Source organism: Limimaricola cinnabarinus (genome assembly GCF_002723615.1).
GTDB lineage: Bacteria > Pseudomonadota > Alphaproteobacteria > Rhodobacterales > Rhodobacteraceae > Limimaricola > Limimaricola cinnabarinus_B.
The window spans coordinates 62,691-79,376 of the sequence record NZ_KZ304951.1 but is presented as its reverse complement, the minus strand read 5'-3'; the positions used below and the strand labels follow the sequence as shown (position 1 = coordinate 79,376).

The following is a 16,686-nucleotide window of genomic DNA, read 5'->3' as shown; positions in this document are numbered from 1 at the left end:
GTTTAAGCGCATTCAGACGACCTGCAGAGGCCCTGTCCCTCTTCATGAACCCCTTGACCGCATCCTGCGAACAAAACACCTCGCTGGCCGCTGCGCTGATCTTGCTATGGGTCAGCTCCACCGCCCCGTCGCGCAGCAATCCGACGGCCAGCGCGGCTTCCAGGCGCGGCACCTGCAGGTCACTCCACGAGACCAACTGGTCGACGGGAAGGCCGGGGATCGGCACGCTGCTGCCCAGGAGAACGCGCTTCGGGTATGGCGATCGGGCGAGCCGGAGGCGCTCTACCAGCTGGCGGGTGGCGAACTCGCGAGCCTGCCGCTGCAGCAAGCGGATGCGGGGATCCGGATGGCACGGCACCCGCACGGCCATGGCACGGCCATCTGTCATCTCGTAGGCCAGTTCCGCGTCTGGCATCCAGAGCTCCCCCGCAGGACCGCCGGAGAGCAACGTCAGCGGCGCGCCCGCCGTGTCGCCCCATAGCGCACGCCCCTGGTCTTCCAACGCCGCCAGCGGCAGCTCCTCGCGTCCGATGACGATGACACTGGAGCAGTCGGCATATGCGTTCGATCCGAGAGAGCGACTGCCGAACCACAGCCAGCGCGCGCCGTGCAGCGAGGTGTCGAGCATGAACCGCGACACTTCTTCGGCATCCATGCCGGAGAAGTCATGTCCGGCATCCGCGAAGAATTGCTGCACGACCTTTTTCGTGGCGCCCACGAGCACCCCGGTATTGCGACCCAGACGATCGCGCAGGACCTCCATGGCGATGATGCTGCGCCATTGATTGCGGTTCTCGGCGCTGTCGATAACAGCGCTCGTGGACATGCGCCGATCGTGCAGCTGCCTGATGACCGCGTTCGGTCGCAACGTGATGTCGTTCTGGATCAGGACCGGGCAACCGACGGTGTCGAGAATGCCAGGCTCCGCATCGGCGTCGAGCACGAGCATAGGCTCTTTGTTCGATAGCGCCTGTTTCTCGGCGACATGCAGTTTCAGCCCGGCCCTGTTGCGCTCGAGACGTAGGCGCTCGCTGCGCCCAAGTCCGTTTTCCCTGGCATGTCGGAGAACCCGCCAGACCGCGCGAAAGCCGCCAACCTTGCTGAAATCCCGTTCCGCATCGTCGAGCAGGCCACGCTGCTCCGTTTCACTCTGGGCCGGAGCGATATCCGGTTGCGCGGCGGCAAACATGTCCTCCAGTTCGGCAAAGTGTTCATAGTCTTCGGCAGTATAGGGCAGCGAGAGTGGTGAATCTCCCGCCATCAGGCGCCCGACCACCTTGTTCGCAGCCTCGAGCAGCTCGGTCCTGGCCACCGTGCGCGCGTCCCTCGGCTGATGGGACTTGGGGCGGATAGGGTCGATGCGCGGCGCGGTGAAGATGGCCACATCCACGCACCAGTTTCTCAGGGCATGGCGCCAAAAGGTCTCGTCCACGACGCGATAGCTGAGGCGGTCCCCCTCCGGATCCGGGAGACCGAGATAGGTCGTCGCGACGAAATCGTGGTCGGCGCGTTTCAAGAATTGCTTTCGATAGGCGCAGGTATCGAAATGCTCGCATCGGAACGCTCCATTCGAATCCGCATCCAAGCGCGCAGGGCTTTCGCAGAAGGCCGCCTTGGCGCGCAGGCCGAGATGGATGGCCCGCTCCACGGTCGCGGCTTTCATGCACATCCGCCCCTGCCCGTCCGGCCGCAGCGCCGAGCGGCCCCGGATGACACGGGCGGACAAGCCGAGTTCGGTCGCGTGACGTGCGGCCTCCTCGGCGAGGGCCAGGGTCGGAAGGTGCGTCGTGGTCTTGCGCGTCTGCCCGCGGTCCTGACGTTCGGCCATGAGCATGCGCTGCACGGTGCTCTTGCCGGCCCCCGGGCTGGCACGCAGCACGACGGCCCCGGATCGGTGATTTTCCTTGGCAGAGACAAGCATGTCGTCAGCGTCCTGAAGCGCGCCGCGCAGCGCGCCGTTCGCCTCGAGCAGCGACGTGAAGCGCGTCGGCTCGGCAGCGGCCGGGATCGCATAGGCGCCGGCACCGGTGAAGCGGCCAAACCGATCCCGGAAAATCTCATCATCGAGCGGCATGTTGGTCATCTCCTTGCGTTGTGAACGGGAGATGGGTTCGGCCGGAAGAACCAAAAAAATTTAGCTGGATTCGGAAGAAAAGTGTCAGTCCGGAAGTTCTCTCATATTAGCGGTGCGACACTTGTTTTGGTCAAGTATCCGTATTCTTCTATTATTTCTCCCCAGATTTTCTTTGAAATCGGAAACGCACCTATATCCCCTTCACCAGACAATGGAGGCGATATTGACAAGACCGGTTTATTATACAGCCAACGAAGTTGCGGAAATTTTCAAGCGTGACCCACATACGATCCGCGATTGGATCAATCATGGCTGCCCTACACCGGACGGCCCGGTGAAGCTGCAAGCTATGAAACTCGGGAAGTCGTGGACGATCCGCGACGAATGGCTGGCGGTGTTCGAGCTTCGCGTCCGGCCCTCACAAGGGAAGCCGGACCTCGATCTCGACACACCATCAACCACTGACAAGGAATCCTCATGACACTCGCAGAAGACCTCCGAAAGCACATGGAGCTCCACCGGGAAAGCATGCGCGCGCTGTCGCTGCGCGCCGGCCTGAACCCGAAGGCTGTCTCGGACATCCTGACCATCCCAGGGCTACGGCCCCGGCACAGCACGCTGGCCGCGCTCTCGAGCGCAACGGGACGCGACCTCTCCGTGTCCTTCGGTTCCTCGGAATTCACCTACGCGGACCTGATCGCGCGTGCGCAGAAAGCGGACGATGTCGGCCTGCAATCGCGGCTGCGCTGGCTCTGCCGAAATGCCGGGTGGGCCCCCGAGCTCAAAATCGTCTGCAAGCAGGACGTCATCCAATTCTTCGACGCGAATGAGCCAGCGGCGTTCAACTTGAGTCCCGGGAGTTACGCCACGTATCGCTGCCAACTCGTGGCCGCTGCCGGCCGGGGCACGCCTCGGGCGCGCAAACGCAAGATTACCGACATCGGTGGCGTCCATGCGGCGCTTTACGCAGCGATCCAGGGCAGCACCCTGTCGAACTCGATGAAATATGCGAGCGGCGCCTTCCTACTCTATCTGCATGACAGGGAAATTCCCTTTTCGTCCGTCTGCGACGAGACCCTCGCCCAATACTACAAGCACCGTGTCGCCGACTCTGCGAAAAGCGAGGCCGCCTGCGAGAAGCACGTCCGCGAGATCTCGGCCCTGACAAGGAAGCTCGCGAGCGACCCCGCCTTTGCCGCGTTCGGGTTTGCGGCCGCGTCTCATCCGTTCGCGGACCGCAGAGACAAGTTCGGCGTCGCTGCCGCGGACCTGGCTGGCGTCCTGGCCGAGTTCGACCATCAGGTGGCGCCCTGGGCTCGCGGCACGGCATCTCGCGACGGGCTCACCTTCGATGACTTCATCGCACGTCTCGACGCTGAAGAAGCAACCGAGGACATGTCAGAAGACATCGCGCTGCTGATGGACCGACGTCGCGCCAAGCAACAGCGCCCCGGGCATCAGCCGTCAAAGGTCGACGAAAGTCGGAAAGATCGGCTGCGTCAGGCCGGCTTTCTCGTTGGCCACGAAGTGTGGTCGGAACGGACCTTGGATGTCCGTCGGGGCTACCTCGTGGCCGCTGCCAAGGCGTTGGTCTCCGGGTATGACATGCTGCCCAGGAACCTCGACATGCTTTTGCATCCCAAAGTCCTGCGCGCGGCGATCGAGGTCATCGTCGAGGCGAACAAGGCAGAGCACGCAAGCGGATACGCAGAGGGAATACTGAAAGTAGCGCTCAAGATCGCGCGCGACTTCCAGCAGAGATCGCCGTCGGAACTTCAGGTCATCCGGGACATGATCAAGAGCTACAAGGTGGTCCACGCCGGCATTGCCCCGCGCAACAAGGCAAAATTGAGGAATTTTGATTCAACGCGAATTCAGAAGGCCATCGACCTAACCGCCAAGATCGTCTCCGACACCAATTCTGAACTGAACCGGCGCCGCAAGACTGCCAGGAAAGCAAGGGGCGACATGTCGACCTCTGCTCTGCTCACGCGAGACATGGGCCAGGACATCATGGCAGCCCTCGCGCATGGGATTCTCCTCGCACGGGCGCCACGCAGCGAAAACGTCCTGCTGGCCAGGCTGGATTGGATCACCTGGGACGAGGTCGGTGCACGCATCGTAATCCCGGCGGCCAGGGTCAAGATGCGCGATGCCGGGGATGCCGACCTGACAATCTTGCTCAACGTCACGACGAGCAAACTGCTGCGAAAGTATCTCGATGTCGTGCGACCGGCGCTGCTTCAGCCGGGACAGGAGCGCAACCCCTACCTGTTTCCGGCGCAGCGCGGGGATTTGACCAAGCACTACAGCACCCTGCTGCAGCGCGTGACCAGACTGATGCACAGGAACGTCGGTGTCAAAATTCACCCCCACCTCTATCGCCACCTGATCGGCTGGATCTGGTTGCGGGAAAGCTCCGACAACATGTTGAAGGTCCAAAAGCTGCTCGGACATCGGGATGTCGAAACGACTATTAAATACTATGCCGAACTCGATGAGGCCCTGATTGGTGCAGAATGGCTGAAATACCTCGACCGTAAAACCGATATGGAAAACCAACAACCGAAAAGGAACAAAAGATGAACAAAATGTCGGATCTTCTGGTGTTCCTGCGCATGGCCCACCCAGGCCATGCCATTCCGCAAAGCCATGACCTGGCGCGGCTTCTTGAGGGACGACTGGGGACAGCCCCCCGGACGGCCCATGCCGAGTTCGCATACGCTCAGAAGCGCGCCGCGGAGATCTGGGGCGCGGAACGCACTGCGCATTTCGCGCCGGTCCTCCGCGACTCGCGCGTCACGGCCAAGTCGGCGCGTCGCACCGACTGGGAGAAGGCCGAGCGCGCCTGCTCGGCCCTCCCCGAAAGCTGGCGCGCCTACATGGCAGACCGCATCGCGACGCCAAAAGCACGGCAGTCTGTTCCGAAGGGCCCCGTCTGGAGCGCGGCGCATGCCCGCAATGTCTGCGTCGCCCTCGCCCGCTGGCATACCTACTGCGCTGCCGAAGGCCTGCCCCTACGCGCCACGGGCGAAAGCCTGAACCGCTATGCGACGACCATCGCCTCGACCACCACGACGCGCACCGCTGCGGACTACATCGACAGGATCCTCACAGGCCTGAAGGTGGTCGAGCCGGGGTTCCGCTCCAGGGCGTGCGAGCATGTCGTCTGCGCCTGGTCGGAGCGCGCGCAGAACACCGGACCCAGCACCAAGACCGGGGCGCAGCTCGTCGGGGCTCGAGCGATCTACGATCTCGGTTTCCGCCTAATGGAGGACGCACGTCAATGCCCGCTTCGCGGGGTTCATGCAGCGCGGCACTTCCGCAACGGCGTGCTGCTGTCGCTGGGCATCGCCCTGCCCCAACGGGCCCGCGCGGTGTCGACCCTGGAGTTCGATCGAACCCTTAAATTCGTCAGCGCGACGAGCTTTCAGGTTCGCATTCCGGCCCGGTTCCTGAAACTGCTCGAGGCCCGCAAGTCCGGAAGTCCGTTCGAGCGCTTGATAGAGAGCGAGATGCTCACCGAAGCGCTACGCGAATACAGGCAGTCCTATCGCCCCATCTTCGATGACGGCGACCACCTATTCCCGTCGACGATCGCGCGTGGCGTCGGCATCAGCGAGGGTCAGGTCGGGCGTCTGGCGGGCGATCTCACCGAGCGCGCATTCGGGGTCCGGGTGTCCCTCCACAGGCTTCGCGACAATGCCGCCACAACGGCGAGCGAAGTGCTAAGCGCGGGCGGGCGCGCCAGCGCCGTGCTGCTGGATCACCGCGACGAGAGGACCACGCGACGTCATTACGACCACAGCACCGGGCTCGCGGCGGCAGACAGCTTCCGGCAGGTGCTCGAGGCAAGGTCCCGTCTGTCGGCAGAACTCGATTTGGAATGAGTTCCTGACACTAACCCTTTGCCGCACGGTTTCAGGCGTTTTCCCGAGGCGCCTCGAAGTCGTCCCCGAGACGCGCCGTGTCATAGATGATAGTCATACGCGTGAAGCGCGTGCGATCTTCGGCGAGTTCGAACACGTCTACGCATTCGAAGTCGACCACCGTCTCACTCGCCAGCGCCCAGACATAGCGGAAATGCAAGGCGAGGGCGTTGCCTCCTGCCGATTGGTCGAAGACGTTGAGAAGCGTCGTTTCCGAACGGGACGTGTCGCCGAAGCAGCTCGGCGTAAACGCCGTGTGCGGGCCTGACCCCGTAGAGCGGGGACACGATCTCGGCGTCGGGGGTGGAGAGGGCTCGGACACCTACGGAAGGAGCCTGTTCCGGTCCAGATGGGCGGACAGCTGCCAATCGCTGCGCCTGGGTCGAATGTCAGCGGTGCTCTGAAAGCTGACGAGAATACGGAAAGCTCAATCCGCCTGTCTCGCACCTTTTCTGCAGCTGTTGTCGAACATATCTGCTGTCGAAGGGACACCAAGTATCATCGCCTTGACCCGATGATCGGCTTTCCCAAGATGTCGAACGATCACGCCGTGGTAGTCCGCGACCTGTTTCGCAACGTAGTCATCGAGGTGCTCGAAGGGTTGGCGCTGATTGCAGAAGACGAAGGATTTTTGCCATCCATAGATGCGCCTTCCTAACGTATCTAAAGTGGCGCTATGTGAATGCTTGGCGTTGAGGGAGGTTCCCTTCGCGAGCGCCTCCTTTATCGCAGTCTTGGAAGCTGCAAGCGTCTCTCGGACGCCTTCTCTCATGTTTTCGGTAGATTTCGCGCTGGGGACGCAACGCTTGGGCTGTAGTGTGCAACCAAGAAAGTTGATAGATTTTCTACACTCGCCTTGCGCGGCCTTTTCTGAGCCATCAGCGGGTCCGTAGAGACCGAAACCAAAGTCTGCCAGGGTTTTCTCAGCATACGCTTTGGCGGCGTCGATAGATGAAAGGTCTGCGCCGACCATTAGAATGTCGTCGATATATCTCACCGCCGTCACGCCCATGGTGTTCAGCTTCTGGTCCATGTCGTAAAGCAACACATTTCCCGCAAAAGCCGAAAGAGAGGACCCTTGAGCAACGCCGATACCGCCCTTTGGAAACAGGTGCGTGTAGCCAACAAGCTCATTTTCATTCGCCAAATGAACCTCAAGAGCCTTGGCGAACAACTCGACGAATTTTTCGTCCCCCGTTTCTCGGCGAACGAAGTCGACCACTTTGTTAGTCGGAATCTTGGTGAAGAAGGCCCGAATGTCAGATTGGAAGTAGTATTTCGCTCCGCCGTCAATTGCTGCCATGATTGTCTCGATAGCGGGGCGAACGCCGCCATGAGGGTAGATCAGCCCTCCAACGCCATACTTGGATTGGTTAACGTCATTTATGCGCCCCAGCCTATCGTCGCGAATGGCCTGATATCGAGAGTCTGGGTCGCGTAGGTCACGCGCCTGACGTGGCTGTAGAACCTGTAGGATTGACCGTTGCACGACACGGTTCTGGATGGTGGCTATTGCGATTGGCCGTGGATCTTTGCCTGCTGCAAGACGCTTGCGCTTGTCCTTCAGAACTCCCTCGACAGGATCAAAAGAGAGCTTGCCCTTGCGAAGTTGACCAATAATGCGCCTAAGGTGACGCTGATGAGCATGCTCGAACTCGGAGGCTTTGCCGCGAATATCGGCGTTGCCTGAGGTCAATGCGCTGCGCTTCACGTGTCGCCAAGCTGAGAAGATGTTTTGTTCGCTTCTGACTTCTTCGAATAGTGTCTTCGTCATGTTCTTCGCTCGGGTCCTCCGCTCATACAATCCCGACCGTTGACGGACACCCATCCTCTGCGCACGGCATGGCCGCTACGACAGACACCTCAGCGGCAACAGCCACCTTGGCGAGGTCTCCGTGGCGCACGATCCGCATGGACAGGTCCAGCTTCACGTCGGACGCCATGGCGACCATGGACGCTGCGGCGAGCGCGAACAGAATTTCGCGCAAGCCGGTAAGCCAGCTCAGGCGAGCCGGTTTTTCGGGGCAAGTTCACGCATTTCGTCACCTTCCACTTTAACAGGTTTTTGGCGCTGTCAAGCGCGTTACGCCCCGGCAACGCCCGCCGCTTAGAATGCTTATCTGCTGCTTGGAGGCCGTCAGAAGACGGAGCATTCACAGCTTCAAAGCCAACGGTCAGGCCCAGCACATCCTCTGCGCACGGCATGGCCGCTACGACAGACACCTCAGCGGCAACAGCCACCTTGGCGAGGTCTCCGTGGCGCACGATCCGCATGGACAGGTCCAGCTTCACGTCGGACGCCATGGCGACCATGGACATACCAGATATAGTGGCGACGCTGCGGCACATGTTCAAGAGAGCAAGATTACTTTTAGATAGAGATTAACGAACAGGTTCGGCATCGAAGGCTCGAACTCGCTGTTTGCTACGATGTGCATGAATGAGCAGAACGGGCCACTTGTGGTGGTCCATAGCTTGCCCGGCGCAACAAACTCGACCTTCGCGCAGCCGCAGATTTCGTTCCGAAGCTGATCCGACCATCTTCGCATAGCACCAACGAGTGCCAGCGTCGGCGATTTCAGACGATCTCGCGGGCCTTTCCGTCGCGCAGGGAGAGCACCGGCGCGATGCCGTCCAACTATGCCGCCCTGCCCCGCCGAGGATGCTCAAGTCGCGCATCTCGCCCGCCCGAAGCCCAACAAGACATGGACTTGGACCAGACCGAAATGACAGAAAACGGTCTCGACAACCGTAACCCCCAGGTTCGAACGCACACGGTTGCCATGCCCCCGTGAAGGAGGCAGCGTAGTGGTCCAGAAGCAAGCCAGTCTACCTGTGCATTGGCAATGGAATTGCTGCCCTGCCCCGGTATTTGGCCAGAATGGGCGGAGAGATGACATTCGCCGCGAATGCAACATTTTGCAAAACAATCTGGAAAAGCTGTCGTTCAACAGGCGTCCGCTGCGATGGAAGCGGGAATGCAGAACTTCTCAATCGATCTTCGCTTGATGGGTGATGCGCAGCCGCTGGTCTGCTCAAGCAGTCATTGGGCATCTCGAAAAAAGAAGACCTCGCGTAACGGCCGCTTTTACTCCCGCGAGTGCTTCGACGTCGTTGGCTGGCACTTGCAGTATTTTCAAGCTCTGTTCAGTAGTCCATGTTTGCGTGGGTGGTCCAATTGTGACCCCAGCGCTCTATCCACTGTTCGACCGCGTCTGGCCCTTTAGCCATTGCTTCAGCATATTCAGAGAGTGTTTCGGCATCGAATGACGGATCAACGCCCGCATCGACGAACCGGTGCGGAAGCGCTAACGGCCCCGTCGACAGCATGTCGTGCACTGCATCAAAAACCGAGCAGCATTCGTCAAAGTTGTCGACTTTAATCGGAACGAAGGAGAAACGAGGACTGTCAGCAAAGTTCGAAAAATTCGCTGGAACGACTCCGATACCTGGAAGGTGGAAGAACAGCGATCCTCCGTCGTTTTCGACGCCGCCATGGCTGAAAGGATTTCGCAGCCGTTCCTTGATCCGCCGGAGCTTGCCTAATGTGACACCGGCCTGATGATTTTCTGTGAGTGGGAAGACCGTCTTGAGCTTTTTATCCCATGATTTATTCAGGAACTCCTCAAGTCCTCCTGGGTTGAGTTGAGAGCCTCTAAATGCCAAGAGCAGAATTAGTCTGTGCTCCAGCGCGCTGAAAAAGGCCTCGATCATCGCAGTGGTCAGATAGTATCCCTCGGTTTGTGCTGCATGCTGGTGGTTGAGCATAGCCGCAATCATGCCGACTGGGAATTCTGGCTCGCCTTTCTTCTTCTTTTTTCCTTTTGGTTTCGAATGCTTGGCCGGCTTGTCGGCCTTGGCGAATGTCTTGTGGGCCTTGTCACGAAAGTAGCGGTAACGGCTTTCGAACTCACCGAAGCGATTGACTATTAGGACGTTGCCCGAGCGGGTCTGTTCGATAGCGAACGGCGCCAAAAGGTCTTCGATCTGCCGCATGGCCGCGCCCACCTGTCCGACGATGCGATCACATGAAAGCTTGGAATCTTTCGCACGAAGGATGGTGAAGCCGAACTTCCTCAGTTCAAACCCCACTGGTTCGCCCAACACACTGCCATAGACGGTCCAACGCACCTTTTCGCCGACCCCACTCCACCGCCAGCCCAGGATGTTGCGGAAAGCGAACAGCACCAGCTCCGGCACCGGAAACAGTTCTGCAGCTGGCCGTGACGACTCCATTTCCCAGCGATCAAGGTCGGCGGGGAAATCAGGTGAGAAGCCTGCCAGAGCCTTGCCGAGACGCTTGCGGATCTTCGTTAGCACCTCGTCCGCTTCCGCATCTTTTTCAATCTTCTTTGGCATGGAGATCTCGCATTTCGGCTTGTGACATGTAGAGGCGAAGTCCGGTTCAAGCTGTAGTTCATTTACGCTTTTCATTTCAGGCCGCAAATGACTGCAACTGTCGCAAGGACAATATTAACTCGCGATGCTGAATGGTAGTCCTTGAAGACTTCAAGCGTCATTCTTGAGCGACTAACTTGAGGTAGCGAGCGGACACGAGGAGGGTCGCGGCCGGCCGGTAGCTTAGCCCTGCATCACCACGATCGTGGCTGAGACTTTGCCGCAGCGCCAGTCGAACGTCGGCTTCCGGGGAACGGCCACGCAGCATCCGATGCGTCCGAACGTCAGCTCAGGGCCGATATGCGACATCTGGTGAGCGAAACGACCGGTCATCCGAAGTTGACCAATAATTGTTAGAAGGATCACTCGAACCCGCCGTTCGTTTGGATTTCGTTTGTCGACTTCGCGCCGATATCTTACTTGCAGTTTGGCACGCCCACAGGTGCTGCGGTGAGGGGAATGTGGATTGGGCCGAGCCAGCTCTCCTTGTGGCAGTCGCCATTGTCGCACCCGCCAGTTCCTGGATGTCGCTGAATTCTCCGCATCTTCCGAACGATGTTGAAAACGCCTCAATTCCATCCGCACGGGGTGAAGATGAGCCATTCTCAACAATTTCCGCCCCTCGCCGGATCCTCCGAAACACGGTAGATACTGACGGCGCCGAGCCCAACATGGTGCTTCGTTCGGACTCCAGCAGCCGCATGCCTTGTCGCTCAGACGCCCGCCTCCCGTGATTGCCGATTGTTACGCTGGGGCAACCGACCCTCGCCACCAACCCAACAAACAAAGTTTTTCTCGATCCGAGAGACGACTCCATCTCCCGCCTACCCAGACGGGCTGAATGAAAAGGATGAGACATGACTGAGAACTACACGACGACCGCACCAACCCCCACAACGCTCAAAACGGGCCTGGGGGACAGCGAAGCCCAAGCCGTGCTGAATGGTCCTGAGAAGGACGCCAGCGCATGCCGCATGGTGCTGTCTGGCGAAGTGACCCCTGACGAAGCCAGGTTTGGCCTCTCAACCACTCAGGCAATCACGGTCGCCCTGGCCTTCGGGCGGGAAGACCTCCTGCCGGCTTCTCATCGGGATTTTCGCGCGTGCTGGCGCCGGCTTGATAACCGGCAGCGCAGCTTGGTGGACGTGGCAGCCCGGGCGAAATGGAAGTCAAACTACGAAAGTCCGCCCGTGGGCTGGTAAATCGTAAATCCCGCCAACGAGAGGCAGAAGTAGCGGTTGAGGTGTTCCGATCTATGCGAACACCTCTTCCGCGATCTTGCCTTTCGACTGGTCCTGCAGCTCAAGCTTCGGCAAACCCCGCACGATCTTCATGGTCTCGAGGCTGACGGTGATGACCCGCTGGAACAGCTCCAGCGGGTAGGCCGGGTTGTTCATGGTTTCATTGGCGTAGTCATTGGCGTCATTAACAATGCCGCTGGCCTTGTCGGTCTTCACCACCTGCCGCTCCATTACCCATTCCAGAGCGGGCTTGCCGTTGACAACGTAGTCATAGGCCTCCAGCGGGATGTCGGTCATTGTGATGTTGGCGTTGTAGATCACCTTGGTCTTGTCCTTGTCGCGCGCGTTGCCGCCGAACTTCATCTTGGTGACGCGGTAGAACTTCTTCGGGTCGTCGATCTTCCACAGCGCGGGCGTGCCCTGCTTGTAGGTGACCGGGTATGGCTCCACTGTCTCGTAGTTCACATGCAGGTCGCCGAGGCGCCGCCCAGAGTCCGAAAAGGCACGGAAGTCGGCGTAGGTCTTAACGGCAGGGATGCGGGGCAGTTCCTTGGTTAGGTTGTCGGCGTAGCGGTCGCGGTAGTCGGGCGAATGCAGCAGGCCATAGACGTAGTAGAAGATGTCCTCCTTGGAGATCTCCTTGTCCGGGTAGGCCGCTTGGAAATGTGCCAGTCCGGCATCGGTAATTGCGTCACGGCGCTGGAGGCTGGAATACTGGCCTTCAAAAAGGCCGCCTGGCTCCTCGCCCTGTTGGTCGTAGAGATAAAGGGGGAAGCATTGAGCTCCATCTCGGTCTGCAGCATGGAGCGCAGGGACTGTATCGGCCATCAGAACCGAGAAAGAGCCCCGAAAGCCTGGTCCTGACATTCCGATCACGCGGTTCGGTTGATTCTCGTCTGGAAACATGGACGGCATTAAATAGACGCGTTCATTGAGTGAGCGTCCGTAGTAGAGCCACTCCTTATCGAATGGTCGATAGATGCTTGGAATAGCCACTCCTTCCGAAAACTCTCGACGGCGGCCTTTTGCAATGTCTGCCTTGAGGTTGGCAGACCAGCTTATTTTCCTCGGGTCGGCGTTGAGCTTGGCAACGGGATCGCCGGAAGTCTTTGAGACCCGCGCCAATTCGTCGTTATAAAAATCGAGCATTCCACCAATTTGCCGCTCAAGCCTTGAGAGCGAAAAGTTATAGCACCAAGCGTCTCTCTGAGTTTTTACACCGCTCGAGTAGGTCTCGAACACTACGAACTCAGATTTATTTTTTTTGTCCCCGATCTTCATAAAGGCGTCGAAGCTGGCATCGCGCTGGTTCAGCCAGTCGTTTTGGTCGTCCGGCGTGACCTGCTCCCAGCCATTCGCCTTACTGATCCCCCCAACTGCGCCGAAGTCGCGGATGACTGCCAGCTTCTGCTTTTGATCGAGGTAGTCGCCAATGTCGTGGAAAAAAATGCGGCCGTGCTCCACCGCATCCGGGTTTTTGACGAAGACACTTATGGCAATTGGGGCCCGACTGCCCGAACCAAAAATCTTGCCACCTTCCTTGCGGGACCGCTCACCGCTGGTGCGCTGGTTACCCCGAAGATGGAATACATAGAGGTCGGTGAATTCCTCGGCCAAGCAAGCGCGCATTCCGTCAGCAGCGTTGCCATCCACCCAGCCCGCGTTGGTAACGAATGCTACTATGCCCGCATCGCCGATTCGGTCAGAAGCCCAGCGGATGGCCCGGATGTAGCTATCGTAGAGCGCGTTCTTGTTAGTCGCAGTCGATCGGGCTGCGTAGGTGTCTCGCAAGCGCGCATCCAGCACCGGATAGCCCACGTTGGCATTGTTGTCGTTGGCGCTGTTCTGGCCCGATGAATAAGGCGGATTGCCCACGATTACTCGGATATCCAAGTCCCTCTGCCGGGTCCGACGTTCGGAATTATCCGGCATGTAAAGCGCCAGCTCATCCCTGCCTTCATACATCTGGAAGGTGTCGGTGAGGCAGATCCCCCCGAAGGGCACGTAGTCGTTCTTCTTGTCCTCGCCCTGGTAGACCGCCTCAATGTTGATCGCGGCGATGTAGTAGGCCAGCAGGACGATCTCGTTGGCGTGGATCTCGTGGCGATACTTGTGCTCCAGTTCGTCCGGCGCGATCAGGCCAGATTGCAGCAGCCGGGTGATGAAGGTGCCCGTGCCGGTGAACGGGTCCATGATATGGACACCACGCGAGCCGAGGGTCTGACCGAAATGCTCCTGCAGCATCTCGTTGACTGAGTGAAGAATGAAGTCGACGATCTCGACCGGCGTATAGACGATGCCAAGCTTCTCGGTCGTGCGCGGGAAGGCGTTGCGGAAGAATTTATCGTAGAGTTCGACGATCAAGCGCTGCTTGGCCTGGGGGTCGGTGATCCCGTGAGCGCGGTTGCGGACGCTTTCATAGAACTTCTCGAGATCTTTCGTTTCCTTGTCGATGCGGTTCTCGTCGAGCACGTCCAGCACCTGCTGCATGGCACGGGAGACCGGGTTCTGATCCGTGAATGCATGCCCGGCGAAGAGTGCCTTGAAGACGGGACGCGTGATGAGGTGCTGCGCCAGCATCTCGATCGCGTCCTGCTCCGATATGCTGTCATTCAGATCATCGCGCAGCTCAGCGAGGAAACCGTCGAACGCTTCCCGGGCCTCGGTGCCGGATTCCTCGAGCATGCCAGCGATGCGTGAGATGTGGCGTTGCGCGATCTCGGCAATGTTGGTCGCCCAGTCTTCCCAATAGTCGCGCGTGCCGCACTTCTTGACGATTTTGGCCATGATGGCCTTCGAGAATTCGTCGACGAAAAGCTCGTATTGCTCCGCGCTCGGCGCCGTGGCGACGGCATCGCCCCCGTCACTGCCGCGACCCAATCCGGATTGCGGCTGCGCCTTGCGGGTCGGCAGCTCACTTACCTCGTGAGTAATGCTTCGGAGTTCCTCGGATTCCCGAGTGACCCCGACGATCTGGATACGGTCGGAGACATCCTGCCCCAGTGAAGCCTGGTTGATAGTGCCGTCGAAACGCTCATCGTGTGCGCGCAATGCGTTGAGGATCTGCCAGACGACACGGTAGCGTTCGTTGTCTCTAAGTGCTTCTTCGGGTTCCACGCCCGCAGGCACCCCTACCGGGAGAATGACGTAGCCCATCTTTTTACCCTCGGCGCGTCGCATGACACGGCCAACGGACTGCACCACATCGATAAGCGACTTCCGAGGATGCAGGAACATGATGGCATCAAGCGCCGGCACGTCGACGCCCTCAGACAGGCATCGCGCGTTGGTGAGGATCCGGGCCGTGTTGCCCTCGGCATCCGCCTTCAGCCAATCGAGTAGCTGATTGCGGGACTTCGCGTTGAATGTCCCGTCCACATGCTCGATCTCGATGTCGAGACGATCGGGTGACGACGGCGCATCCTCGTCGATCAGGGCCTCGTCGCCGGTGTATTCGGCCACCACGTTCGCGAATTCGTCGCGAACCAGCTTCGAGGCGCCGATACTTTTGCAGAAGGCCAGCGCCCGTTTCATCGGTTGCGCGTCGAATGAAATGTCCTGCTTCAAGTCCTGCTTGGTCAGCGCCTTGTAGCAGCCAATGATCTTGGTGGCGTCGTCGAGATCCAGCTCAGTGTTCTCATCAGCCAACCGCTTCTGAACACTGGCGCTCACGAGGCCTTCATCCATCGCAAGCACAATGACCTTGTAGTCGGTCAGCAACCCCTGCTGCACGGCCCAGCCGAAGCCCTTGTGGAGAAGGGTCTGACCATAGAGGCTCTCGTCATCCATCGAGGCGAGGACGGCAGCCTCCTCGTCGGCCCGGGTCTTGACCGCATCGCCGAAAATCCGCGGCGTGGCGGTCATGTAGAGACGCTTGCGACCGGCAACGAACGCATCGTCATGGATGCGAACGAAGTTCGACTCTTCTTCGCCTGTGAGGGTGGCACCGGTTGTGCGGTGAGCCTCATCGCAGATGATCAGATCGAAGGCTGGCAGGCCCGCCTTCTGAGCTGCATCGAGAACGCCGATCGACTGGTAGGTCGAGAAAACGACAGTCATGCGCTCCGGATCCTGTTCCCCGGCCCTTGCCACAAGCTTCTCGGGGTTCGTCGTCGCCGGGAATGCCAGATCGTGGGCATCAATCTCAGCGGCATCATCATTCGACACGCGCCGTTTGCCGACCTGAGCGTCAGAGCACACCGCGAAAGACCGCAGCGGCGTCTCGGTATCGTTTGTCCATTCGCGGACAGTCTGAGACATCAACGCCAGGGACGGAACCATGAAGAGGACACGGCCGCCCTTGCCGACCAGATCTTCGGCGATCTTCAGGGACGTGAAGGTTTTACCGGTCCCACAGGCCATGATGAGCTTGCCCCGGTCCGCATCGGAAAGCCCTGCGCGCACAGCTTCCAAGGCTTCAATCTGGTGGGGGCGCAGGGTCTTCTTTGCCGAGAGGACAGCTTCGCCGCGAACCCCGAAGATGGTCCAGTCGATTTGGCTGTCACGAAGGTGGCTGAGCGAGAGGCGAACCACAGGAATGCTCTGACCTACGATCATCTCTTCGGCATTGGCGCCCCAAGGCACTTCCGTCGTGTCTATGACAACCCGGCGGACGAATGGAGACCTGCCGGACGCTGATATGAAGCTGTCGATGTCCGCCTTCTGGATCCGATGCCGAGCGCTGTAGAACTTGCACTGGATGGCTGCAAACCCTTCCTCGTTCCGCAGCTTCGCAACGAGATCGATCCCGACATCCCTCCCGTTCCAGTCATTCTCTGCCGCCCAGTCCGCCCAGCTCCAGACCTCTGAGTATTCCTCGACCTGCACCGGATCCGCTCGCAGGTAGGCGCAAGCAAGCCTTTCGAAATAGGTCCCTTTCTCACGCTCGGTAACCGCGGCCTCGCGATAGGATTGAAGGAGCTGATCGAGTGCGTGCATGGCGGTCTTTCTTGGAAATCGTCTTGCGGCGTGAACCGATGCGCCTGAGGCGCTGGATGAGTTGACCCGGGTCAGAGGAAACGACCGGGGACATTGGGTTAAGGCA

Annotated in this window: 10 protein-coding genes; 4 read left to right on the top strand and 6 right to left on the bottom strand. The window is 59.5% G+C overall.

The features are described 5' to 3' along the window. On the bottom strand, nt 1-2,083 hold a 2,083-nt coding region (locus CJ301_RS00380; RefSeq protein WP_162620374.1), incomplete at its 3' end, for a hypothetical protein. A gap of 202 nt (nt 2,084-2,285) precedes the next feature. Between CJ301_RS00380 and CJ301_RS00375 the strand changes: the two genes are divergently transcribed. From CJ301_RS00375 to CJ301_RS00365, 3 genes are read left to right on the top strand one after another with little or no spacing between them, the layout of a single operon-like run. Beyond that, nucleotides 2,286-2,555 carry a helix-turn-helix domain-containing protein gene (locus CJ301_RS00375; protein ID WP_254050018.1) on the top strand — a complete coding sequence of 90 codons (270 nt, stop codon included), beginning with the start codon at nt 2,286-2,288 and terminating at the stop codon, nt 2,553-2,555. Then, nucleotides 2,552-4,660: a tyrosine-type recombinase/integrase gene (locus CJ301_RS00370; RefSeq protein ID WP_099273096.1), complete on the top strand. Its 2,109-nt coding sequence runs from the start codon at nt 2,552-2,554 to the stop codon at nt 4,658-4,660. The genes CJ301_RS00375 and CJ301_RS00370 overlap by 4 nt, the downstream gene beginning before the upstream one ends. Then, the gene (locus CJ301_RS00365) at nt 4,657-5,964 is read left to right on the top strand and encodes a hypothetical protein (RefSeq protein ID WP_099273094.1); all 1,308 of its coding nucleotides are present in this window, start codon (nt 4,657-4,659) and stop codon (nt 5,962-5,964) included. Before CJ301_RS00370 ends, CJ301_RS00365 begins: the two co-directional genes overlap by 4 nt. Nucleotides 5,965-5,995: 31 nt before the next feature. On the opposite strand, the gene CJ301_RS18545 is transcribed toward CJ301_RS00365, so the two are convergent. From CJ301_RS18545 to CJ301_RS00350, 4 genes are all read right to left on the bottom strand, one after another. Next, the gene (locus CJ301_RS18545) at nt 5,996-6,163 is read right to left on the bottom strand and encodes a hypothetical protein (protein ID WP_162620373.1); all 168 of its coding nucleotides are present in this window, start codon (nt 6,161-6,163) and stop codon (nt 5,996-5,998) included. A 267-nt stretch (nt 6,164-6,430) separates the two neighbouring features. Next, complete coding sequence (locus tag CJ301_RS00360) at nt 6,431-7,777, bottom strand: reverse transcriptase domain-containing protein (RefSeq protein ID WP_099273092.1); 1,347 nt, start codon at nt 7,775-7,777, stop codon at nt 6,431-6,433. A gap of 22 nt (nt 7,778-7,799) precedes the next feature. Then, complete coding sequence (locus CJ301_RS18540; protein WP_162620366.1) at nt 7,800-7,991, bottom strand: hypothetical protein; 192 nt, start codon at nt 7,989-7,991, stop codon at nt 7,800-7,802. Between the two features lie 1,159 nt (nt 7,992-9,150). Next, on the bottom strand, nt 9,151-10,362 hold the full coding sequence (locus CJ301_RS00350; RefSeq protein ID WP_099273088.1) for a hypothetical protein: 1,212 nt from the start codon (nt 10,360-10,362) through the stop codon (nt 9,151-9,153). Between the two features lie 896 nt (nt 10,363-11,258). On the opposite strand from CJ301_RS00350, the gene CJ301_RS00345 reads away from it, so the two are divergent. Beyond that, the gene (locus CJ301_RS00345) at nt 11,259-11,603 is read left to right on the top strand and encodes a hypothetical protein (protein WP_099273086.1); all 345 of its coding nucleotides are present in this window, start codon (nt 11,259-11,261) and stop codon (nt 11,601-11,603) included. A gap of 51 nt (nt 11,604-11,654) precedes the next feature. Here the strand turns inward: CJ301_RS00345 and CJ301_RS00340 are convergent, their stop codons facing one another. Then, a complete protein-coding gene (locus CJ301_RS00340) occupies nt 11,655-16,580 on the bottom strand; it encodes a DEAD/DEAH box helicase (protein ID WP_099273084.1) in 4,926 nt (1,641 codons plus the stop codon). Nucleotides 16,581-16,686 lie beyond the last annotated feature (106 nt).